Genomic DNA, 20,618 nt, shown 5'->3' with positions numbered 1-20,618 from the left:
TTTGGACGCTGTTCGTCTGAGGGCTGCGTGCCCGGTGAGATTATTCTTCAAACCAAAACGAAAACTCTGCCACCTTCAATCTTCGTCTCATAAGTTCCAAGCTTTACACAGGCAGGGGCACGCAAGGCTTGGCCCGAGCGGTAATCGAAAATCCCGTTGTGTTTGGGGCACTCGATCTCGTAGTCCATCACCAGACCATCGGCCAGATGAACCTGTTCATGAGTGCATAAACCGTCGGTGCAAAAGAAATCTCCGTCTGGGCCACGGACAATTGCAAAAGTTCGACCGACGTGGTCCCAGCGAATGACGTCCTCTTCTTCAACGTCATCAATGGCGATTGCTTCGATCCAGGGCATGTTGGACTCCTACCATTTTAACCGTCACCGCTCCGATCTGGCACATGGGAATGCAGATGTTCCTTGTAGGGCTGCGCCGTTGGCGGCAGCGTTTTCCTCAACGCATAGCCGGGGTCAGAGCGTTGACGCATCACGGCCCCCATCATCTCTTTGTAGGCATCCCAGATTGAGGTGTTGGGCGCGGGAAGGTCATCCCTGATTTCCTCGTGCAGGGCAGGAAGCGCGTAATAGGGGACCATCGGGAACATGTGGTGTTCTACATGATAGTTCATGTTCCAATACAGCCAGCGGCTGATCGGGTTCATGTAGACCGTGCGGGAGTTCAGCCGGTGGTCAATGACGTCCTCGGGCAAGCCGCCATGTTGCAACAGGCCGGTCATGACGAAATGCCAGCACCCGTAAACGCGGGGCCCGCCGATTAGCAGGATGGGGATTGTCGATTTCCAGCCCATGCCGTTTGCCAGCATGAACGCGGAAACCAGCAACACGACCGCGTAGATGAGCATATGGATCCGCGCCCAGAACACGGCCTTTGGCCATTCGGATTGCGGGATGTAGTCCATCTCGTCCGGCGACAAATACCCCAGCGCATTGCGGCACAGGACCTTGAGTGACAGCCAGGTGTCGTAGATGCCGACAAACGCTAGTGCCTTTAGCATCAGGTTGATCGGATGCATCCAGGCGATTTCCGGGTCGCGGCCCACGATCAGCGTGTCGGTATGGTGACGCGCGTGGCTCCACCGCCAGTTCACAGGGTTCCTCATGATCTGAAAGGATGCGATGTGATACACAACATCGTTCATCCAGCGCGTTCGAAAGGCCGTCCCATGGCCGCATTCGTGCCAACGGCTGTCGCAGGCCGAGCCATAGACCACGCCATAGGCCAGCCAGAACGGGACCGAAAGCCAGCTCCCCCAGAAGAAGATGCCCCCGGCCGCGAGCAAAATGTGAAGCCCAACCCACAATGCCGTGTCGCGCAGGGCAGGGCCGTCGCGGCGTTTCATCAGGGATTTCATCGTCTTGCGGGGGACGGCGCTGTGATACCACTCTGCCGCCGCAAGCCCGATCTCTTGCGCTTTTTTGCCGGTCTCGCCGGTCAGGGAATAATCCCGAACTGTTTCGGGCAAGGGCCCTTGTTGAAGCGTGTCGGTCATCGGTTTACGCCGCTGTTATGGTTCTACCAAGTGCAGGCCGTGTTGAGCGATCAGACGGCCTGTCCGGTCCACTGATAGCTTTGGCACATCACCCTGTCGCATCAAGTGCCATGCCCATCAGATTACATCAGCTATTTTCGGGTTATATCGCGCTAGGGCACAGCAGGGGCGTAATTTAGAAAAACAACACCGCCAAATTGATGTAATTTGATGCCTCAAAACAAGACGAGCGGCTTTTATCGTGCCAGTATGGTCCGCTACAAAGCAATCGATTGAGGTCTTTAAGGGCATGACGCGCGCCACAATTGCCGACATATCCAAACGGGCCGGGGTCTCGACGGCGACCGTGGACCGGGCGCTGAACGGGCGCAAGGGCGTCAGCGCCGCCAACCGGCAGCGTGTGATGCGGGCGGCCCGGCTTTTGGGGTATCTCCCGTCCGAGGGTATTCTGGCGCTGCCCTCGCGACCTGCGCGTCTGAGCTTTCTCATCCCGACCGGTGGCAATACGTTCCTGCAGGATATGGCAGAGGCCATCACGCGGTTCTCGGACGCTCAGCCCTTGGTCGAAAGTTGCAGAATACAGGTGCTGGACGGCATAGGCCCGGACCCGCTGATCGAGGCTTTGGACAACCTGCCGCCAGATACCGACGGGATCGGTGTCGTGGCAACAGACGACCCGCGCAGCCGGGATGCCCTGCGCCGGATGTGTGAATCCGGTATTCGTGTGGTCACTTTAGCCTCGGATGTGCTGGCAACGCCGCGCTCGGGGTATGTCGGTGTTAACAATATGGTCGCGGGGCGCACGGCCGCTCAGATACTGGGTATGTCCGCCAGCGACCGCACCGGAGATGTCGCGGTCTTCTTTGGAACGCATGCGTATCACGGACACAGCGAGCGGGAATTGGGGTTTCGGTCCTGCCTGTCCGCGTATTACCCGACGCTTACCGCTTTGCCATCGGTCGAGACCGGTGAGAATGGAGAGCGTTTGTACCGCGAATTGACGCGGCTGTACCGTTCCGGCGCGCGTCTGGTTGGGGTCTATTGCGTGGGGGCGGGGCGGAAGGGTCTGGTGCAGGCGCTTGAAACCATCCCGCAAGCCGAACGGCCCCTTGTCGTCGTGCACGACCTGACAGAGGACACGCGGCGCTGGTTGGCCGAAGGGTTGATCCATGCGGTGATCGACCAGAACGCTCATCTTATCGGGGAACAAGCTGTCATTCGTCTGCTTGGGGCAATTGCGTCGGGGCCTGTCCAATTGCCGATGGAGCATATCGAGCCGAGGATCATTCTAAGGGAAAATATTCCAGCCGGTCGGGTGCCCGCATGAGTATCCCGCTGCAAGATATGGCGCTTGTCGTCACCGGAGCCGCCAAAGGCATCGGCCGGGCGATCGCATGCCGGGCCGGTGCGCAGGGAGTTCGCCAGATTTTGGCGACTGACAGAGATCAGGCCGGTCTGCTAAGCCTTGCAGCGGAATTGTCGGGCGTTGCCCGGACCAAGACCATTGTCGCCGATCTGGCCGAAGCTGGCGCTTGCGCGGATGTCGCGGCGGCAGCGCGGGCCGCTTTTGGTCGGATTGATGGCCTTGTGAATGCTGCGGGACTAACGAACCGCGCCAGTTTTCTTGACGGAACGGCGCAGGATTTCGACAAGATTTTTGCGGTCAACGCCCGCGCGCCTTTTCTGCTGATGGGGGAAGCGATCCGGGACATGCAAGCGCGTGGGTCTGGCGGAGGGATCGTGAATATTCAATCCATGAATGCCCATTGCGGCGCGCCGGATCTGGCAATCTATGCGGCGTCGAAAGGGGCGTTGCAGACGTCGACCAAGAATGCGGCCAACGCGCATCTGCACGATGGTATTCGCGTAAACGGGATCAATCTGGGCTGGGCGCTGACTGAGTCCGAGCATGAAACGCAAACCGGAGCTTTGGGCCAAGCGCAGGATTGGGCGGAACAGGCAGGGCGGGGGCTTCCGCTGGGCCGGTTGCTGATGCCTGACGAAGCGGCTCGGTTGGCCGTATTCCTTCTAAGCCCGGAATCTTTCCCGATGACCGGGGTATGCGTCGATCTTGAACAGTCTGTTCTGGGCGCGCCGCGCTAGGTTACCAACCGCTTGCTTTGGGCGGCGCAGTGCTTGCCCGTTCGATCAGTTCAACAGGAACCGGGGCTTCCGGTTCATTTGCGCCAAGCCCAGACGAAAGCCGACCAAGCAGCAGTTTTGCGGCCCGTTGACCTAAAAAGTGCCGGTTCTGACGGATCGTGGTCAGTGCAGGCACATAGTATTCCGACATCTCGATGTCGTCGAAACCCACTACAGACATGTCCTCGGGCACCCGAACACCACCAGCCTGAAGCCCTGCGATCAGCCCAAATGCCACCATATCGGCCGAGCAGAATACAGCCGTGGGCCTGTCGTCCATCGCCAGAATGCGCGCGGCGGCCTCGTGTCCGGATTCGAGCGAGAAGTCACCGCGAATGATCCACTCGGTCGGGGCAGGCAGGCCAAGACGTGCGCGCTCAGACACCATACCCTCTCGACGTGCGCTTGTCAGAACATTGCCCTGCGGCCCGGTTACATGAGCGATTTTCTCGTGGCCGAGGTTGTGCAGATGGCGGATTGCCAGCCGGGCCCCCTCGACATTGTCGCTTTTGACCACCGGAAAAGACTGGTCTTCGACCCATTCGCACAGGAACACGATTTTGTCTCGGGCTCCGGCCTGAATGCACCTGTTCAGCACTGTATCCGACAACTGACCATCCAGCGAAATCGCGCCGTCTATACGCCCGTCCAGAAAATACTCGGCCAGAGTAGAATCGTGGATCGGATTGCTTTCCGTATCCGTAATCAGAACTGCATAACCGGTGCCGGAAAACGCCTCGCTGATGCCCGCCAGAATGCCGGAATAGAAGGGCTTGCCCAAATTCGGGACAAGGACCAGAACCGCATTCGCGCGCTGCATCCTGAGGTTTCTGGCCGCCTGGTTTGCCCTGTATCCCGTGCTCTGGATCGCCTGCATGACCGCATCTTTGGTGGATTTCTTGACAACATCAGGGTTGGACAGAACCCGGCTGACGGTGGCCGTGGACACCCTTGCTGCGCGGGCGACATCTTGGATGGTTGCGGGTTTCTGGATCATGGGTCCTGGTTGCAAAGTGAGATTTCGGTTGACTCGAATCCCTGACGCTGTCGATTATGTAATCGATTTCAAGGATTGAAAAGGGCGAATTTCTGCAAATGTAATCGTTTGCAGGTTCATAATTCGCAATCGGGGGAATGTAATGATCCGTGCTGCCAAAGCTGGCAACAACGACCTGTGGACCGAGGTGGCGATTTGACTGCCGCGGCCCGGTTCGACTTCTCCGGCGCGCAGGTCGCCGTGATCGGTGCCAGCCGGGGTGGCATTGGGGCGGCCATTGCCCGCGCTTTCAACGACGCCGGTGCCGAGGTCGAAATCACAGGGGCCGAGCCAGAGTGCCTTCCTGAGGATGCCGCCCGGTTCCCCTATACCCAGCTCGACGTCGTGGACACTGACGCGGTCGAAGCATTTGGCCGCAACCGCCTTGAATTGGATGTGCTGGTGAATTGCGCAGCGATCACGCGGCGGGGCGAGGAAATGGAGCCTGGATTCTTCAACCATGTGCTGGATGTGAATCTGGTCGGAACGATGCGATGCGCGCGGGCGTTGCATACCGCGCTTCTGGCCCGAAAGGGTCGGGTGATCAATATCGCGTCGATGTATGCCCGCTTTGGATCACCGCAAAACCCGGCCTATGGCTCGTCCAAAGCGGGGGTCGAGCAATTGACCAAATCCTTGGCGGTCGCATGGGCCGCAGACGGTATTCGCGTGAACGCCATCGCGCCGGGGTTCATCGTGACCGAACAATCCGCAAGGGCCAGACAGGATCCGAAATTCGTCGACGCAGTCGAGGCGCGAACGCCGATGTCCCGATGGGGAATGCCCGCCGATATTGTCGGCGCGGCGTTGTTCCTGGCCTCGGACGCAGCCGCATTTGTAACCGGCATCTGCATGCCCGTGGACGGAGGATACTCGGTTGTCTGAAGGAGGTGATAATGTCTGATGTCTCGGCCATCCGGGCCGCAGTGATTGGAACCGGCTTCATCGGAACGGTTCATGTGCAGGCCCTGCGCCGTCTTGGAGTGCAGGTTGTTGGCGTGCTCGGGTCGTCAGCGGAACGGGGATCGGCGCGGGCTGCTGAGATTGGTGTCCATCAAGCGTATCCTTCGTTGGAGGCCTTGCTGGCAGATGACAGTGTTGATGTGGTCCACGTCACGTCCCCGAACCACGCCCATTTCCCGCAGGTCATGGCGATCCTGAAAGCCGGAAAGCACGTGATCTGTGAAAAGCCACTGGCAATGACCAGCGCGCAATCGGCTGAGATGGTGGAGATGGCCGCCGCGTCGGGGAAGGTTTGCGCGGTATGTTACAACATCCGCTTTTACCCCCTGAACCAGCAAGCCCATGGAATGGTTGCTCAGGGAGAGTTGGGGCGCATCCGCTTTGTGACCGGCCACTATCATCAGGACTGGCTGGCAAAGCCAACGGACTGGAACTGGCGGTTGCAGGCTGACAAAGGGGGCGTGTTGCGCTCGGTCGGGGATATCGGGACGCATTGGGTTGATCTGACGAGTTTTGTCACAGGGCTGAAAGCTAAATCCGTATTTGCCGACCTGACGACCTTTCTGCCCGAACGGCAGCGGCCGACCGGCCCGGTTGAAACATTCTCCAGCGCCGAAGGGACAACCGAAACTGTGGCCGTCGATACCGATGATGCCTCGGCGATCATGATCCGGTACGAGGACGGCGCGAAGGGCGTAATGACCACCTCTCAGATCAATATCGGACGCAAGAACTCATTGGTTTGGGATATTGCAGGTAGCGCGGCCAGTGCGGCGTGGAACAGCGAAACGCCGGATCACCTGTTCATCGGGCATCGCGACGACGCCAATCAGATATTGATGCGGGATTTTACGCTGATGAATGCCACGGGCACCCGCGCCGCGACCTTGCCGCCCGGTCATGTCGAAGGGTTTGCGGACAGTTTCTTCAACTTCTTCCGTGCCGTTTACACTGACGTCTGCGCAGGCAAGCGCGGGCCGGACAGCACCTGGGCGACGTTTGAGGACGGCCATTATGAAATGCGGTTCTGCGATGCCGTGGTGAAATCGGCCCGCGAAGATCGCTGGGTCGATCTGGACGAGGTTTAAGGGGGGCAACATGAAACTGGGACTGCTGACCGCGCCATTTGAAGATACGGACCTGATGGACGTTGCCACATGGGCGTCTGGCAACGGGTTTTCAGCGCTCGAGATCGCATGCTGGCCGTCCTCCGGCGGTGAAAAGCGGCGCTATGCGGGCACGAGCCACATCAATGTCGATGGGCTGACGGCCGCGCAGGGCAAGGAGATCGTGGATGCGCTGACCGGAATGGGTATCGAAATCTCGGGCCTTGGATATTACCCCAACCCTTTGCATGCGGACACGTCGCACCGGGACGAGGTGATCGAACACCTGAAAAAGGTAATTTCTGCCGCAGGCACGATGGGCCTGTCGGTGGTCAACACCTTTGTCGGCGGCGACAGAACCCTGAATGTGGACCAGAACTGGGCGCGGGCGCAGCAGATCATCTCACCCATCGTCGATCATGCCCGGGGGCAGGGTGTTCGCCTGTGCTTTGAAAACTGCCCGATGATCTTCAGCTATGATGAATGGCCCGGCGGTCATAACATCGCCTATTCGCCGAAGATCTGGCGCAGGATTTTCGAGGAATGGGGCGAGGATGTCGGGATGAATTTCGACCCGTCCCACCTGATCTGGCAGTTCATCGATCAGACCCGGTTCATCAAGGAATTCGGCCCCAATATCGCGCATGTCCACGCCAAAGACCTGATGGTGGATCACGACGGGCTTTATGAACACGGGATCATGTCGGCGGGCATGGGGTGGCAGGTGCCACGCCTTTGCGGCCTGGGCGATGTCGACTGGTCCGACTTTTTCTCGGGCCTATACCGGGTCGGATACGATGGTCCCGTCATCATCGAGCATGAGGACAGGCTGTTTGAAGGGACCGACGAAAAGGTAAAGCGCGGGTTCTTGCTGGCACGCGACGTGCTGCAACCGTTCATCAAATAGAAGGGCGAAAAGCCCCGGACATATCACTGAGTGTTCAAATGGGAGGTACTACAATGAAAAAGCTACTTACAGGTGCGGCGGCCATAGCTGTTGCTGCGGCGTTCACACCGGCGGCGTTTGCTGCCGATTACACGATCGGTGTGTCCAACACCGTGCAGGGCAACGGCTGGCGCGAACAGATGATCTGCGCCATGCGGGCTCAGGCCCTGGTCGAAGAGGATGTGTCGAACCTGATCGTGGCGCATCGCAACACGGATTCAGCCGGACAGTTGGAGGATATCAACAACCTGATCGAAGCGGGTGTGGATGCGATTGTTCTGAACCCGTCAAACCCGGACGCGTTGAATTCGGCGCTGGATGCGGCGATGGAGAAGGGCATTGTCGTGGTCGCCGTGGATGCGGGCGTGACGGCGGATGGCGCGTACATCCTGTCGAACAATCAGGAAGAATACGCTTATCTGGGCGCGAAATGGCTGTTCGAGCAATTGGGCGGCTCGGGTGACGTCGTCTATATGCGCGGCATCGCGGGGGTGTCTGCCGATACCGACCGCGACAACGGGTTCAAGCGTGCCTTGGCCGAATATGACGGCATCAATGTGGTGCACGAGGTGTTTACCGGCTGGCAGCAGGATCAGGGCAAACAGCAGATGTTTGACTTTCTGGCCACGGGCATTCCGTTCAACGGTGTGTGGACCAGCGGAATTGACAACGTGATCGTAGATGCCTTTGTGGAATCCGGCGCGCCGTTGGTGCCGATTGTCGGCGCGGACAATGCCGGGTTCGTGCAGTACCTGACCGAAGTTGACGGTCTGCAAGGGGCCGCGGTGACCAATCCCGGATCTGTTGGCGGTGCAGGGATCGCTCTGGCTGTCGATATTCTGAACGGCAACGCGCCTGACGACAAAACCGTTCTGGTGGACCCGGTGCTCTGGGAAAACGCCACGGATGACGGCGTTGCAACCATCACTGCGGCGCAAAACCCCAACCTTGATCCCGAATGGCCCGTTTCGGTCACGGTTCCCGGTTGGACGGACTATTCGATGGAACAGATCATCGAATGCAAAGGGCCGGGCGACAGCTAAAAGCGGTCTGGCCTTGTGTGAATTCCCCCTGCCCGGATCGGGCAGGGGGCAACCAAGTTGGAATAGTGGGCACCGATGACCGAAACACACCTTCTCGACGCGTCCGGGATTGCCAAGAACTTTGGTGCTGTCCGTGCTTTGACCGATGCCAATCTGAGCGTCTCCAAGGGCGAGGTGGTCGCCCTGATGGGGGCAAACGGCGCCGGGAAATCCACCTTCGTGAAAATCATCACCGGCGCCTTGAGGCCGGATAGCGGCAAGGTGCTGATCCGGGGACAGGTGGCCCGCGTTGGCAGCCCGGCAGAGGCGCGCAAATCGGGCCTTGTTCCGGTTTATCAGGAACCCTCACTAATCCCCGATCTGGATGTGGCCGATAACCTTCGGCTGACCGATACACCGCTTGCGCCGTTCAGGCATTGGGTCAGTGAGCTTGGGATTGAACAGCTGAACCTCTCGGACCTGATCGCAGACCTGCCGCTTGCCACTTTGCGTATTCTGGACCTCGCGCGCGCCTTGGCGTCCGAGCCGGATGTGGTTTTGCTGGATGAGATGACAGCCGCGCTGCCAACCGATCTGGTTGAGCGGGTTCTGACGGTTGTGCGCGAGCAGGCAAATCAGGGCATGGGCGTCATCTACGTGTCGCACCGGTTCAGCGAAATCTCTGAGCTGTGCGACCGGGCCTCGGTTCTGCGCGACGGGATGACTGTTGGTGATCTGAGGATTGAGCCGGGCGTCGAAGAACGGGCCGTGGAACTGATGTTGGGTCAGAAACTGGACCTTGGGGATCGCGAAAACAACGGCGCGTGTTCTGTCGCGCAAGGCAATCCGCGCCTGTCTGTTCGAAACTTGGCGATTGCGCCGAAGGTGTCGAATATCTCGTTCGACCTTCATCCGGGCGAGGTGCTTGGCGTTGTCGCGCTTGAAGGGCAGGGGCAGGATGAGATGTTCGACTGTTTGGCTGGCTTTCTGCCTCCGACTGCCGGGGTGATCGAGGTGAACGGATCGCAGGTTGGGTTCAGGCACCCTGCCGATGCGATCTCGGCCGGGTTGACCTTTGTACCGGGTGACCGGGCCGATGCGCTGCTGGCGCAACGATCGGTCAAAGAGAACATCGCCCTGCCGTTCTCGGCGCGCCTGCAGGATTGGGGCCAACTGAACCTGCGGCAAGAGCGTGAGCGGGTCGATTATGCCATTGAGAAGCTACAAATCGATACACGCGCGCAGGGTGAGGTGCAGCGCCTGTCGGGCGGGAACCAGCAGAAGGTGACCATTGGCAGATGGCTCGCCACAGGGGTCGAGACGCTGTTGCTGTTTGACCCGACGCGGGGGATCGATGTGCGGACCAAACGCCAGATTTACCCTCTGGTGCGGGAACTGGCGCAAAACGGGGCCTCGGTCCTGTTCTATACGTCGGAACTGGAGGAGGTGCCGCTGGCCTGCGACCGCGCGCTGGTCATTTTCAATGGCCGTGTTGTGGATGTGATCGACGCCAAAGACGCGGACGAGCAAACCCTGCTGCGCGCGGCTTATGGGCTAACTGAAAACGAGAGTGCAGCGTGACCAAGACCCTGCGCAAACACTCCTGGCTTCTGGGTCTTGTCGCGTTGCTGCTGGTTTTGCTGGCTGTCACAAAACTCATACAGCCCTCTTTCGGTGCGTCTGGGTTGGAAAGCGTTGCCCGCGCCGCATTGCCCTTTGCTTTCGCAACGGCGGGCATGGCGGTGGTGGTGATCGTCGGCGGGATCGATCTGTCGGTTGCATCGATGATGGCTGTATGTGCCGTCTCTGCCGCTGTGCTGATGGAGCGGATGTCCGGACTACCGGCCATCGTGATCGTGCTTGGCATCGGATTGGCGATGGGACTAATCAACGGCGCCCTCATCGTTCTGACCCGAGTGCCTGATATCGTGGTCACGCTGGCGATGCTTTTTGTCTGGGAAGGCGTAGCGCTTTTGATCCTGGAAACGCCGGGCGGGTCAACCACCGATTGGGTCCAGCAGAGCATTCGCGGCAGTGTCATTCCTGGGGTACCTAGCGCCTTGGCCATCATGGTCGGATGTATTGCGGTGGTATGGCTGCCCCTTCGGCGATCCAAGCTTGGTATCTCGATCTATGCAACCGGATCAGACGAACGCGCGGCCTTTCGATCGGGGGTGTCCGTCGGGCGCGTCAAAATCGCAGCCTACGGAATTTGTGGGCTTTTCTGTGCCTTCGGCGGGCTCAGCCTTGCGGCACTGACCGGCATTGGTGAGCCGGTGCCCGGACCCTATCTGTTGGCCTCGGTCGCCGCCGTTGTTCTGGGCGGCGTGGTTCTGGGGGGCGGGCGCGGCGGGCTGCTTGGGCCGATTGTCGCTGTGTTCATCCTGCGCATCGTGCGCACGATCCTGACATTTCTGGCCGTGGACCCCAATGTCACGACAATCATCGAAGGGACGATCATGGTGGCCGTCGTATTGCTTGGCACCGCAGCCACCGCGCGAGGAGCAAGACGATGAGCATGGCCGTGAATGACCCACCCGTCGTCCGCTTTGGACGGTATCTGCGGGATAATCCTGTGATACCGCTTTTGATCTTTCTGGTCTTGCTGATCGCTGTGCTGGAGTTCATGCGGCCCGGTATTGTCACGCCGTTCAGGGCGGGGCGCGATGGGCTGGTCTCGACCTTCTGGGTTGGCAACTTGATCAAGTTTGCAATACCGCTTGCGATGCTGGCCGCTTGTCAGGTGCTGACGATGCTGACCGCCGGGATCGACCTGTCGGCGGGCATTGTCGCAACCGTCGCGGCCTTTGTCTGCGCCACCCTGAGCTCGATCTGGGGCGTGACGCCTGCGGTGCTGGTCGCCTTGACCTCCGGTCTGGTTGTCGGGGTCGTCAACGGCCTTGGGGTTGGGTTGGTGCGGGTGCATCCGTTGATCATGACCCTTGGCACCGGCCTGATCGCCACGGGCTGTCTGCAGGTCTATCAGCGGATGGTGATCAATGCCGGGTCCGAGATCCCGGCCTTTTTGGCGTGGCTTGGAACCGGGCGCACCTTGTCCATGCCCAACGGGTTGTTTCTGTTTGTGCCCTTCGCCTTGTTCATCTTCTGGCTGATGCGATTCACCGGCTTTGGCAGGTTGCTGTTCGCGCTGGGCTCGAACGAAAACGCGGCCAAGCTTTCGGGCGTCAAATCCTGGCAGGTCTATCTGGCGCTCTACGCGCTGTCGGGGGTGATCGCGGCGGTCGCGGGGTTGCTATATCTTGGTATGATCCGGCAAACCTCGCTGAGCCTTGCCAATCCGCTGCTGCTGCCCTCGGTCGCGGCTGCGGTGATCGGCGGAACCTCGATCTTTGGCGGGCGTGGCAGTTTTGCGGGTGCCATTGTGGGCGCCTTGATCATCAGGGTTCTGGATACAATGCTGACCCTGATGCAGATGCCCGAAGGCGCAAGAACGGCGCTGTTTGGTCTGATCATCCTGGCGGTGACGGCCATCTATGTCAGGATCACGGGAAACCGTTAGAACGGAGGACGCCCATGTTTCGGATTGTTGGAATAAGCTTTGACCACATGCATATGGGCGATCTGCTCCGCATGGTGCATGAACACCCTGAAGCGGAAATTGCCGGTATCTATGATCCCGACAGGCAGAAAATGGCTTCGGCGGTCCAGAATTTCGATATTCCGCCAGACCGGGTTTTTACCGATTTCGATGCCTGCATGGCCGCGGGAACCTATGACATGGCCGTTTTATGCGTCGCCACGGCAGACCACGCCGATTACACTGAAAAACTGGCAGCGCATGGCGTGCATGTCTTCGTCGAAAAACCATTCGCTGCGTCCTCGGATGACGCGCGCCGCATGATCGCGGCCATGGACGGGACCGGGAAACAACTGATCATCAACTGGCCTTTGCGGTGGGTGGAAAGCCACGTTACCGCCAAGCGCCTGATCGATGAAGGACTGATCGGCGAGTTGCGAGAGGTGCATTTCTACGACGGCAATCGCGGCCCGCTTTTTCACCTTGCCGACAAGGTCGAGGTCAGCCCGGAAGAGGTTGAACAGGAAAAGCCAACCTCTTGGTGGTACAAGAAATCCTCGGGCGGCGGGTCGTTGCTGGACTACCTCGGATACGGCGCGACACTGGGGACGTGGTACATGGACGGGGAAGCCCCGATTGAGGTGACATGCACCGTCGACGAAACACCCGGTATCGAAGTCGATCAACATGCCATTGCTGTCTGCCGCTATGCGTGCGGTTTGTCCAAGATGGAAACCCGTTGGGGAACGTTTACTGATCCGTGGACCACTCAGCCGCAGCCTACCTGTGGGTTTGTCTTTGTCGGCACGGATGGAACGATCTCTTCGCCCGACTATGCCGACCACGTGACCGTCCAAACCCGCGCCCGGCCAGAGCGGCATGAAATCCCTGCTGATCCGCTGCCCAAAGGCCAGACAAACGCAATCGAGTACGTTCTGGGCTGCATCAGCCGCGGCGAAGCGGTGGCCGGTCCGCTGAATCCGCAATTGTGCCTGACGGCGCAGAGGATCGTGGACACAGCCGTTCAATCCGCCGCCGAAAAACGCACATTGGAACTGCTGCCATGAGCGACGATGCCGCCGACACAGACACCTACGCGCTGAAATCCAAGGACTTGCCGCAGATCAACGCGCCCGAGGTCGATTACCTTCCACCAAACCCCCGAACCTATCGCCCTCGGATCGGCATGATCGGAACGGGAGGTATTTCGAACAGCCATCTGGATGCATACCGCACTGCGGGTTGGGATGTCGTGGCGCTATGGAACCGAAGCCGTGCAAAAGCGGAAGGCAAAGCGGCAGAGTTCTTTCCTGATGCCCGCATTGTTGAACGCTATCAAGACCTTTTGGAAGACCGCGAAATAGACATCATCGACATAACTCTGCCCACCGACATACGTGCGCCAGTAATCGAGGCTGCTCTGAAAGCGGGAAAGCATGTTCTAAGCCAGAAACCCTTTGTATCCGATCTGACAACCGGAAAAACGCTGGTAGAACTGGCCGACAAACAAGGCGTGAAGCTTGCGGTTAACCAGAATGGACGATGGTCGCCGCACATGGCCTGGATGCGCGAAGCGTGTCGCGCTGGGCATATTGGAGATGTCCAGTCCGTCCACACCTCCATTCACTGGAACCATGGTTGGACCGCAGGCACGCCGTTCGACGAAATCGAGGATTTGATCCTGTATGACTTCGGGATTCACTGGTTCGATTTCGTGTCTTCTATTGTTGGCAACCGGGCGAAATCGGTGTTCGCCAGCGCCTCTCACGCGCGGGGGCAGGATAACAAGGTGCCGTTATTGGCGCAGGCCGTGGTCAGTCTGGAACAGGGGCAGGCCAGTCTGGTTTTCGACGGCAGCACGCAACACGGGCCACTGGACACGACCTATATCTCCGGCACCAAGGGAAGCATATCCTCAACCGGAGCAGACCTAGGGCAGCAAACGATCACCCTGACGACTGCAGATGGGTATAGCCGGCCCGCGTTGCAGGGCGCCTGGTTCAATGACGGGTTTCAAGGCGCAATGGGCGAGTTGCTTTGCGCCATCGAAGAAGATCGCTCACCGGACAATTCCGCCCGGAGCAATCTGAAATCTCTGGCGCTGACATTTGCTGCAATCCAATCGCAGCGCAGCGGCCAACCTGTCGAGATTGAACCGCCGATGTAACCATCAGGGCGCACCTATCCCTCGATTTGAGGGGAAATCGACGGGACTATGTGACACCATCGTTCGAAGTGCGGCCCAGCGAGGATGCCAGTTCGCTCCGGTACCGGTCCAGAACGCTGTCGCGCAACGTGACAAGAACCAGTTTGCGCTGCATCGTGGCTTTGGCATCCAGCACAACCAGGTCCGGCGCGCGGTAGCGTTCGACGTCAGGGACAGGCAGCAGCGTAAAGCCTAACCCGGCCGAGACGCATTCCATGATGGCCTCAAGATTATCCAGTACGACAGTCTTGGACTGGGCAGGGCGTTCATGGCTGACCATCACCCGCGCGATCAGCTTCCCGATCCCGGTATCCGGCATGAAGTGGAAGAACACGCCTTCGGACAACAAACTGGGCAAACCTTGATCGAGAAGGTCTTTGCGGGCTGCAAATACAAATGGCTCCTGCCGCAAAACTTCGGATGCCAGTTGGCTGGGCAGACCATCTGCGTCGGTGATGATCGCCGCATCCAGCAGCCCCGAGACGACTTTTTGCTGCAAGCTGGCAGACAAACCGGTTTCGAATTCGAACGAGGCCTGCGGCAATTCCCGACTGGCGGTCTGAAGAAATCCGGGCAGCAGGCGCACCGCCGCTGTGGTGACAAACCCCAAACGAAACTTGCCTGCCAGCCCTCCGCCTTGTCGGCATATCTCGATCAGATTGTCTTCGTGCCGCAGCAAAGGAACCGCCTCTTCGACGATTGCGCGCGCAACTGGCGTAAGGCGCGGTGGTCTGACCGAGCGGTCGAACAGTTCGGTGCCCAAGGCTTCTTCCAATGATTTCATCTGCATAGACAGCGCAGGTAACGTCATTCCAAGCTGTTCAGCCGCGTCGCTGAAAGACTGAACGTGAGAGATCTTAACAAGACTTTTTAGTGAACGGGTCTGCATAAATTCAGTGTACCTGAATTAGATATCAAATGTAAGTTTGTTTTTCTGAACTACAGCTTCTGTTACCTTGAGGTTATCACGCTTTCGTGAAGTGCCGCACAGGAGTCCCGCAATGACTCATCGATTTGTCGAAACAGCCAAAGACCTCGCGCCCGTGTTCGACGCGCGGGCCGCCCATTGGGACAAAACCCGCAGCTATTGCTGGAGCAATGTCACCGCCCTGACAGAAGTCGGGATCATGGGAATGACGATCCCAACGGCGTTTGGCGGTCAGGGGGCAAGTTTCCTCGACGTTGTGGAAGTGGTCGAAGAGATCGCAAAAGTGTGCACGCTGACCGCCCGTGTTGTGGTCGAGGCGAATATGGGCGGCATCAGCGCGGTCATGGCCTATGGCACCGAACAGCAAAAGGCGTTCTGTGCCTCTCATGTTCTGGCGGGGGACAAACCGGCGATTTGCATTACCGAGCCGGACGCAGGCAGTGCGGCGACCGATATGCAGACGACGGCCCGGAAGGTAGGCGACACCTACGTCATAAATGGCCGGAAGCACTGGATCACCGGCGGTAGTGTTTCAAAGCTGCACCTGATTTTTGCCCGTGTGATCGATGAGGCGGGCGATGAGTTGGGCATTGGGGGCTTTATTGTGTTTGCTGATCCGATGAACGCGGACCTGCCAGAGGGGTTTGAGATCACCGGCAGGGAAAACACGCTTGGTCTATGTGGCATGCCCGAGGCGGAGTTGAAGTTCACCAATCTCAAGGTGCATGAGGATTGGCTTTTGAAGCCCCCCTCCGGGTTAAAGCGCGGGTTTGCCGACTTGATGCAGGCGTATAATTCGCAAAGGGTTGGTGCGGGCACGATTGCGATGGGCGTGGCAGCCGGAGCGTTGGAAAGGGCGAAACGCTATCTGCTGGAGCGCCAGCAATTCGGACGACCCCTGGCAGAGTTTCAGGGGCTGCAATGGATGGTGGCCGATATGGACACGCAGGTCCACGCGGCGCGTCTGATGTTGCAAGACGCTGCAAGATCACGAACCGGTGCCCAAGGCCAGTTTCCAGATATGGTCAAAGCGGCGCGGGCAAAACTCTTCGCGTCGGAAATGGCGATCAAGGTCGTGAACGATGCGCTACAGATGTTCGGAGCGCGCGGCTATAGCGACCGCGAGCCGCTGGAGCGCATGTACCGCGATGTCCGGATGTTCACGATTGGCGGCGGAACCGCGCAGATTTTGCGCAATCAGATCGCCAGCTCCGCTTTGGGCATCAAGTGCCCGCAAACGCGGGATGGGTATCTGGAACAGGACCTTTCGATGCAAAACCTGGCCGCCGAATAAGGCTTGTGATGTATTAAACTACGCGCTGCGGATCCAAATGGCCGTGTCAGTCGTGTGCAGGGCCGAGTTCGTTCTGGTAACCGAACAGGGCAGGCAGCCCTCCGGTATGGATCATCATCACCTTTTGCCCGGGCTTGATCTGTTGCCGCTCAACCAGATCAATCAGCCCGGCAAAGGTCTTGGCCGTGTAGACGGGATCAAGGAAAATCCCCTCGACCCGCGCCATCAGTTCCAGTGCGGCACGGGATTTTGGCCCCAGCCTGCCATAGCCAGGGGCTAGCGCGGTGTCCGATGTTCGGACGTCGCCCGCCACACTTGCCGGATCAATGCCCAGAAGGTCCGACAGCAGTTCAAGGACTGTCACCATCCGGTCCTGTTGCCGCGCGCTGTTTCGGCGAACGCAGATGCCATAAACCGGCGCGGACACGCCGCTGGTTCTGATGCCCGTCAGCAACCCGCCATGGGTCGCACCGCTGCCCGAAGGGACAATAACAGCGTCAAAATCCTGCATCTGCTGGCACAATTCCTGCCCGGCGGCAACATAGCCTAGCGCGCCCAATGGCGGATGATGCAGACCCAGATGGATGACATAGGGTTTGCGCCCCTGCGCCCGCAGTTCCTCGGCCCGGGCGTGCAGGGCAGCATCCGCCCCGGCTTCGTCTTCACCAACAGGATAATGCATGTGTTCGGCCCCAAGGATCCGGGCCAGCAACACGTTGCCCGATTGATAATACTCCGGGCCCATATCCGGAACACGCTCTTCCAGTTGCAGGACGGATGTCATGCCAAGCCGCGCCGCCGCAGCCGCGGCCGAGCGGACATAGTTGGACTGAACCGCCCCGGTAATCAGAACAGTATCCGCGCCCTGTGCCTGAGCGTCGCCAAAGTAGAACTCAAGCTGCCGGGTTTTGTTGCCGCCAAAACCTAGCCCGGTCAGGTCATCGCGTTTCAGCCAAAGGTCGATCCCCAGCTTTTCCGACATCCGGCCCAGACGCTCAACCGGCGTCGCGCCGGTCATGAAGCGGGCCCTTGGGAATTTAGAGAGAAGATCCTGTGTCATCGGGTTCGACCTGTAAAGCTCATGCGACAAGATACGCGCGTTGGAAAAGAACATAGCAGGCCACTAGCGAGATGGCCCGGATCGCGGTTCTGACAAGGGGTTGGGGCAGGCGCGATCTGACCGCGCGTCCGACCAGACTACCGAAAATTGCGATGGCCACGAAAGTCCACAGTCGGGGGCCGAGTGGAATCGATTGCCAATCGGAAAGGCCATGCAGCAGAAACGCCGCGCCATAGGCGACCAGCGCGATGGGTTGAACCAGCAGGGCCACCGCCCGGGCCTCAAAACCCCGCGCGATCAGCCCGAACACCATCAATGGGCCGGGTGTCGCGGCCCAGACGGTTGCCAACCCGGACAGCCCGGACACGGCGGCAAAGCCGGTCGCGCCAATCGCGTTCCGCATCGGAAGCAGGGTCGTGACAACGCCGATCAGCAACAGCAATCCGGTCAGGGCCAGCACGAAGGCTTCGCTGAGCCATGGATAGACCATCAGCCCCGCAACCACGCCAATCAGGCAGCCCAAAATCGCCGTTGTGATTGTGCGTCGTTCGACCGTGACGATGCGCCAGTCCGTGGCGACCACCGAAACGATTGTGTTCAGCAGCAAAAGCGCCGGAACCGCTGTCGCCGTCCCCAGCAGGATCATCATGGGCGGACCGGCCAGAATGCTGAACCCGATGCCGATGCCAACCTGAAGCAAGGCGCCCAGAAAAACGGCGATCATCAACAAGGACAGTTCCAGAGAAACTTCAAACACCTTTTGCCACGCTCATCGCCTCATCGATCCACGTTAACGTCTAGTTTGGAGGCGGCCCAAAAGCGAGCGTCGAGGCAACGAATGATCAAGCCCAAGGCATAATGCCAGAATACGCAGACCGCACCGAAACCGCGTGCGCCATCTGCGCCAGCGTCGTCAGGTCAAAGACCGGCAGCTTCAGCGCGTCCTGTATTTGCGCGGCGTAGGGCGGCAGGTCTGTGCACTCCAGCACCACAGACCGGATGTCAGGCGTTTCGCGTTGCAGGTCACGGGCGGCTTGCAGAACTTCGGCCTCGATCAGGTCGGTATCCATGCGTGTCCGCGTGTTCCGCAGGATCACCTCGGCAAATTCTTCGGTGTCTTGCAGCCCTCTTACGGCGACGGGGATGTTTGCGGCTCCGACGCCTTCGAAATGCCGGGGCGTCAGGGCCCGGGCATCTGCGGTCAACACGCCAACAGGCGCTTTGGCCCCGGTCATGTGGAACGCCAGCGGCACTTGTATCAGGCTTGAGGCAAACACCGGGACCGAGACGCAGGCGGCCAGTTCCTTTTGAAACAAGGCAAGGAAACCGCAACTGCCGGTGATTGCGCGCACGCCTTCGGCCTCGAGCCGTTGTGCGCCTTTGATGAACGGGTCCAGCAATTCGGGCTTGGGGTCGTTCAACAGGTCCGGCACGGTGATGCCGTCGATCATTTCATAAAGCACAGGAAAGGGCAGGCTGGACGGGTTCTTGATATGGCCGGGCGGCTTGGGGAAATAGCTTTCCAGACACAGCACGCCAATGGACGCGCCGCAGATATTTTGTCCGCCATTGAAAACCGGCATGGGTGTTCCTTTCTTTAGCCAAGCTGCGGCGCGGGCAGGGTGCCTAGAACCGCCCCAGTGAATACGGATCGAGATCGATGTTGAGCCGCCGACCGGACAAAAGATCGGCCACCAGCTCTCCGGTCTTTGGGGCCATCATCAATCCGTAATGCGAATGCCCGAAGGCGGCATAGATGCCCGATTTGCCGTTCACCTGGCCAATGGCCGGAAGGCTGTCGGGAAAGGACGGACGCCGCCCCATCCAAAACCGCGCGCCCTGCGGGTTCAGGTCCGGCATCATCATCTGCGCCTGTTGGGTCAGCAGTGCCTTTTTGCGCGGGTCCGGGGGGGCGTCGATCTGGGCAAACTCGGCCGTTCCCGCAACCCTCAGGCCGTCCTGCATGGAACTGGCGACAATCTTTGCGTCCACGTCCATCACCGAATGGCTGAGCGTGCTGTGGGCGTCCGGAAACTCGATATGATACCCGCGCTCGGCCACCAGCGGTAGCTTGATGCCCAACGGTTTCAGCAGGTCTGCCGACCACACCCCGGCGGCCATGACGACGTGGCAGGCCTGTATCGTCTTGTCCGAGGTCGTCAGGTCCCAGCGCCCATCAGGGGCTTGCGAGATTGCCTTGATTTCGGTTCTTACAAACTCGGCACCCTGAGTGCGGGCTTTCTCGGCCAGCACTGCGCCAATGCGGCCCGGAGACAGCGCCCGCGCCTGTCCCTTGATCAACACGGCGGCTTTGAAATCCCGGGACAAGGCCGGTTCAATACGCCGAAGCTCGGCCCCGTCGACCCGTTCGATCTGCCCGCCTTTTTCCTTGCGGATTTGATAATCCAGACCGTTCAGGTTGGCATCTTCCGCGCGGCGAAACGCGTGCACATAATAGCTGTCGGTGATCAGGCCTTCGTGCCCCGTTCCATTCAGGTGCTTGCGGTAGAGGTCGATCGAAGGGCGGCACAGCAGTTCCATCGCCTCTGACGTGCTGCGCACTTTGCTCTCGCTCGAATTGCCAAGAAACCGCAGGCCCCATGGGATCATCTTTGGCCAGAAACTCGGGCGCACTGACAAGGCGCTTTTGGGGTTCAGCAGCATCCGGGGCAGTTGTTTCCACACCCCGGGCATGGCCTGCGGGATGATCGACCAGGGCGACACTACGCCCGCATTCCCGAACGAGGTCTCCTGTCCCGGTTCCCCCCGGTCGATCAGGCGCACCTGAATGCCGCGTTCCTGAAGCGAAAGGGCGCAACAAATGCCGACGATCCCTGCGCCGATGATGGTCACCTGTTCTGTCATCG

20 protein-coding genes are annotated in these 20,618 nt (G+C 59.4%); 12 read left to right on the top strand and 8 right to left on the bottom strand.

Annotated elements, in window-relative coordinates:
• Positions 1–47: 47 nt before the first annotated feature.
• Both ACR0E6_RS07230 and ACR0E6_RS07225 read right to left on the bottom strand, forming a co-directional pair.
• Positions 48–356, bottom strand: coding sequence for a MocE family 2Fe-2S type ferredoxin (locus ACR0E6_RS07230; protein WP_480581955.1), 309 nt, complete (start codon positions 354–356; stop codon positions 48–50).
• 17 nt (positions 357–373) lie between these two features.
• A complete protein-coding gene (locus ACR0E6_RS07225; RefSeq protein WP_480581951.1) occupies positions 374–1,510 on the bottom strand; it encodes a fatty acid desaturase family protein in 1,137 nt (378 codons plus the stop codon).
• A gap of 289 nt (positions 1,511–1,799) precedes the next feature.
• On the opposite strand from ACR0E6_RS07225, the gene ACR0E6_RS07220 reads away from it, so the two are divergent.
• Together ACR0E6_RS07220 and ACR0E6_RS07215 are read left to right on the top strand one after the other, a co-directional pair.
• Positions 1,800–2,837 carry a LacI family DNA-binding transcriptional regulator gene (locus ACR0E6_RS07220; protein WP_480581948.1) on the top strand — a complete coding sequence of 346 codons (1,038 nt, stop codon included), beginning with the start codon at positions 1,800–1,802 and terminating at the stop codon, positions 2,835–2,837.
• Positions 2,834–3,613: an oxidoreductase gene (locus tag ACR0E6_RS07215; protein ID WP_480581946.1), complete on the top strand. Its 780-nt coding sequence runs from the start codon at positions 2,834–2,836 to the stop codon at positions 3,611–3,613. Before ACR0E6_RS07220 ends, ACR0E6_RS07215 begins: the two co-directional genes overlap by 4 nt.
• A 1-nt stretch (position 3,614) precedes the next feature.
• On the opposite strand, the gene ACR0E6_RS07210 is transcribed toward ACR0E6_RS07215, so the two are convergent.
• The gene (locus ACR0E6_RS07210; RefSeq protein WP_480581943.1) at positions 3,615–4,649 is read right to left on the bottom strand and encodes a LacI family DNA-binding transcriptional regulator; all 1,035 of its coding nucleotides are present in this window, start codon (positions 4,647–4,649) and stop codon (positions 3,615–3,617) included.
• Positions 4,650–4,844: 195 nt separating this feature from the next.
• Between ACR0E6_RS07210 and ACR0E6_RS07205 the strand changes: the two genes are divergently transcribed.
• From ACR0E6_RS07205 to ACR0E6_RS07165, 9 genes are all read left to right on the top strand, one after another.
• The gene (locus ACR0E6_RS07205) at positions 4,845–5,573 is read left to right on the top strand and encodes an SDR family NAD(P)-dependent oxidoreductase (RefSeq protein ID WP_480581940.1); all 729 of its coding nucleotides are present in this window, start codon (positions 4,845–4,847) and stop codon (positions 5,571–5,573) included.
• Between the two features lie 11 nt (positions 5,574–5,584).
• Positions 5,585–6,739 (top strand): Gfo/Idh/MocA family protein, encoded by a 1,155-nt coding sequence (locus ACR0E6_RS07200; RefSeq protein WP_480581937.1) that lies wholly within the window; start codon positions 5,585–5,587, stop codon positions 6,737–6,739.
• Between the two features lie 10 nt (positions 6,740–6,749).
• Complete coding sequence (locus tag ACR0E6_RS07195; protein ID WP_480581934.1) at positions 6,750–7,664, top strand: sugar phosphate isomerase/epimerase family protein; 915 nt, start codon at positions 6,750–6,752, stop codon at positions 7,662–7,664.
• Between the two features lie 53 nt (positions 7,665–7,717).
• A complete protein-coding gene (locus tag ACR0E6_RS07190; protein WP_170451830.1) occupies positions 7,718–8,746 on the top strand; it encodes an ABC transporter substrate-binding protein in 1,029 nt (342 codons plus the stop codon).
• A 75-nt stretch (positions 8,747–8,821) separates the two neighbouring features.
• Positions 8,822–10,306 carry a sugar ABC transporter ATP-binding protein gene (locus tag ACR0E6_RS07185; protein WP_480581931.1) on the top strand — a complete coding sequence of 495 codons (1,485 nt, stop codon included), beginning with the start codon at positions 8,822–8,824 and terminating at the stop codon, positions 10,304–10,306.
• Positions 10,303–11,241: an ABC transporter permease gene (locus tag ACR0E6_RS07180; protein WP_170451826.1), complete on the top strand. Its 939-nt coding sequence runs from the start codon at positions 10,303–10,305 to the stop codon at positions 11,239–11,241. The genes ACR0E6_RS07185 and ACR0E6_RS07180 overlap by 4 nt, the downstream gene beginning before the upstream one ends.
• Positions 11,238–12,245 carry an ABC transporter permease gene (locus tag ACR0E6_RS07175; RefSeq protein WP_480581928.1) on the top strand — a complete coding sequence of 336 codons (1,008 nt, stop codon included), beginning with the start codon at positions 11,238–11,240 and terminating at the stop codon, positions 12,243–12,245. The genes ACR0E6_RS07180 and ACR0E6_RS07175 overlap by 4 nt, the downstream gene beginning before the upstream one ends.
• 14 nt (positions 12,246–12,259) lie before the next feature.
• The gene (locus tag ACR0E6_RS07170) at positions 12,260–13,330 is read left to right on the top strand and encodes a Gfo/Idh/MocA family protein (protein ID WP_170517436.1); all 1,071 of its coding nucleotides are present in this window, start codon (positions 12,260–12,262) and stop codon (positions 13,328–13,330) included.
• Positions 13,327–14,430, top strand: a complete 1,104-nt coding sequence (locus tag ACR0E6_RS07165; RefSeq protein WP_170517439.1) for a Gfo/Idh/MocA family protein — start codon at positions 13,327–13,329, stop codon at positions 14,428–14,430. The genes ACR0E6_RS07170 and ACR0E6_RS07165 overlap by 4 nt, the downstream gene beginning before the upstream one ends.
• A 46-nt stretch (positions 14,431–14,476) precedes the next feature.
• On the opposite strand, the gene ACR0E6_RS07160 is transcribed toward ACR0E6_RS07165, so the two are convergent.
• Positions 14,477–15,358, bottom strand: a complete 882-nt coding sequence (locus ACR0E6_RS07160; RefSeq protein WP_170621443.1) for a LysR family transcriptional regulator — start codon at positions 15,356–15,358, stop codon at positions 14,477–14,479.
• A gap of 112 nt (positions 15,359–15,470) precedes the next feature.
• Here ACR0E6_RS07160 and acdA point away from each other — a divergent pair, with 112 nt between their 5' ends.
• Positions 15,471–16,691 carry a 3-sulfinopropanoyl-CoA desulfinase gene (acdA, locus tag ACR0E6_RS07155; RefSeq protein WP_480581925.1) on the top strand — a complete coding sequence of 407 codons (1,221 nt, stop codon included), beginning with the start codon at positions 15,471–15,473 and terminating at the stop codon, positions 16,689–16,691.
• Between the two features lie 46 nt (positions 16,692–16,737).
• Here acdA and ACR0E6_RS07150 read toward each other — a convergent pair whose 3' ends face one another.
• The 4 genes from ACR0E6_RS07150 to ACR0E6_RS07135 form a co-directional block, all read right to left on the bottom strand.
• The gene (locus tag ACR0E6_RS07150) at positions 16,738–17,751 is read right to left on the bottom strand and encodes a D-cysteine desulfhydrase family protein (protein WP_480581922.1); all 1,014 of its coding nucleotides are present in this window, start codon (positions 17,749–17,751) and stop codon (positions 16,738–16,740) included.
• 19 nt (positions 17,752–17,770) lie between these two features.
• A complete protein-coding gene (locus ACR0E6_RS07145) occupies positions 17,771–18,508 on the bottom strand; it encodes a TSUP family transporter (RefSeq protein ID WP_170451811.1) in 738 nt (245 codons plus the stop codon).
• An 85-nt stretch (positions 18,509–18,593) separates the two neighbouring features.
• Positions 18,594–19,334, bottom strand: a complete 741-nt coding sequence (locus ACR0E6_RS07140; RefSeq protein ID WP_170451809.1) for an aspartate/glutamate racemase family protein — start codon at positions 19,332–19,334, stop codon at positions 18,594–18,596.
• A gap of 43 nt (positions 19,335–19,377) precedes the next feature.
• On the bottom strand, positions 19,378–20,616 hold the full coding sequence (locus ACR0E6_RS07135) for an NAD(P)/FAD-dependent oxidoreductase (RefSeq protein WP_480581919.1): 1,239 nt from the start codon (positions 20,614–20,616) through the stop codon (positions 19,378–19,380).
• Positions 20,617–20,618 lie beyond the last annotated feature (2 nt).

The sequence above is a fragment of the Ruegeria sp. AP12 genome (assembly GCF_056540025.1).
The sequence above is the reverse complement of the archived record's forward strand: the minus strand, read 5'-3'. Positions and strand labels throughout refer to the sequence as shown.

Bases quoted from the DNA above. Each gene is read 5' to 3' on its own strand.
- ACR0E6_RS07230 (WP_480581955.1), bottom strand. From the start codon at position 356: ATGCCCTGGATCGAAGCAATCGCCATTGATGACGTTGAAGAAGAGGAC.
- ACR0E6_RS07225 (WP_480581951.1), bottom strand. From the start codon at position 1,510: ATGACCGACACGCTTCAACAAGGGCCCTTGCCCGAAACAGTTCGGGAT.
- ACR0E6_RS07220 (WP_480581948.1), top strand. From the start codon at position 1,800: ATGACGCGCGCCACAATTGCCGACATATCCAAACGGGCCGGGGTCTCG.
- ACR0E6_RS07215 (WP_480581946.1), top strand. From the start codon at position 2,834: ATGAGTATCCCGCTGCAAGATATGGCGCTTGTCGTCACCGGAGCCGCC.
- ACR0E6_RS07210 (WP_480581943.1), bottom strand. From the start codon at position 4,649: ATGATCCAGAAACCCGCAACCATCCAAGATGTCGCCCGCGCAGCAAGG.
- ACR0E6_RS07200 (WP_480581937.1), top strand. From the start codon at position 5,585: ATGTCTGATGTCTCGGCCATCCGGGCCGCAGTGATTGGAACCGGCTTC.
- ACR0E6_RS07195 (WP_480581934.1), top strand. From the start codon at position 6,750: ATGAAACTGGGACTGCTGACCGCGCCATTTGAAGATACGGACCTGATG.
- ACR0E6_RS07190 (WP_170451830.1), top strand. From the start codon at position 7,718: ATGAAAAAGCTACTTACAGGTGCGGCGGCCATAGCTGTTGCTGCGGCG.
- ACR0E6_RS07185 (WP_480581931.1), top strand. From the start codon at position 8,822: ATGACCGAAACACACCTTCTCGACGCGTCCGGGATTGCCAAGAACTTT.
- ACR0E6_RS07175 (WP_480581928.1), top strand. From the start codon at position 11,238: ATGAGCATGGCCGTGAATGACCCACCCGTCGTCCGCTTTGGACGGTAT.
- ACR0E6_RS07170 (WP_170517436.1), top strand. From the start codon at position 12,260: ATGTTTCGGATTGTTGGAATAAGCTTTGACCACATGCATATGGGCGAT.
- ACR0E6_RS07165 (WP_170517439.1), top strand. From the start codon at position 13,327: ATGAGCGACGATGCCGCCGACACAGACACCTACGCGCTGAAATCCAAG.
- ACR0E6_RS07160 (WP_170621443.1), bottom strand. From the start codon at position 15,358: ATGCAGACCCGTTCACTAAAAAGTCTTGTTAAGATCTCTCACGTTCAG.
- acdA (WP_480581925.1), top strand. From the start codon at position 15,471: ATGACTCATCGATTTGTCGAAACAGCCAAAGACCTCGCGCCCGTGTTC.
- ACR0E6_RS07150 (WP_480581922.1), bottom strand. From the start codon at position 17,751: ATGACACAGGATCTTCTCTCTAAATTCCCAAGGGCCCGCTTCATGACC.
- ACR0E6_RS07140 (WP_170451809.1), bottom strand. From the start codon at position 19,334: ATGCCGGTTTTCAATGGCGGACAAAATATCTGCGGCGCGTCCATTGGC.
- ACR0E6_RS07135 (WP_480581919.1), bottom strand. From the start codon at position 20,616: ATGACAGAACAGGTGACCATCATCGGCGCAGGGATCGTCGGCATTTGT.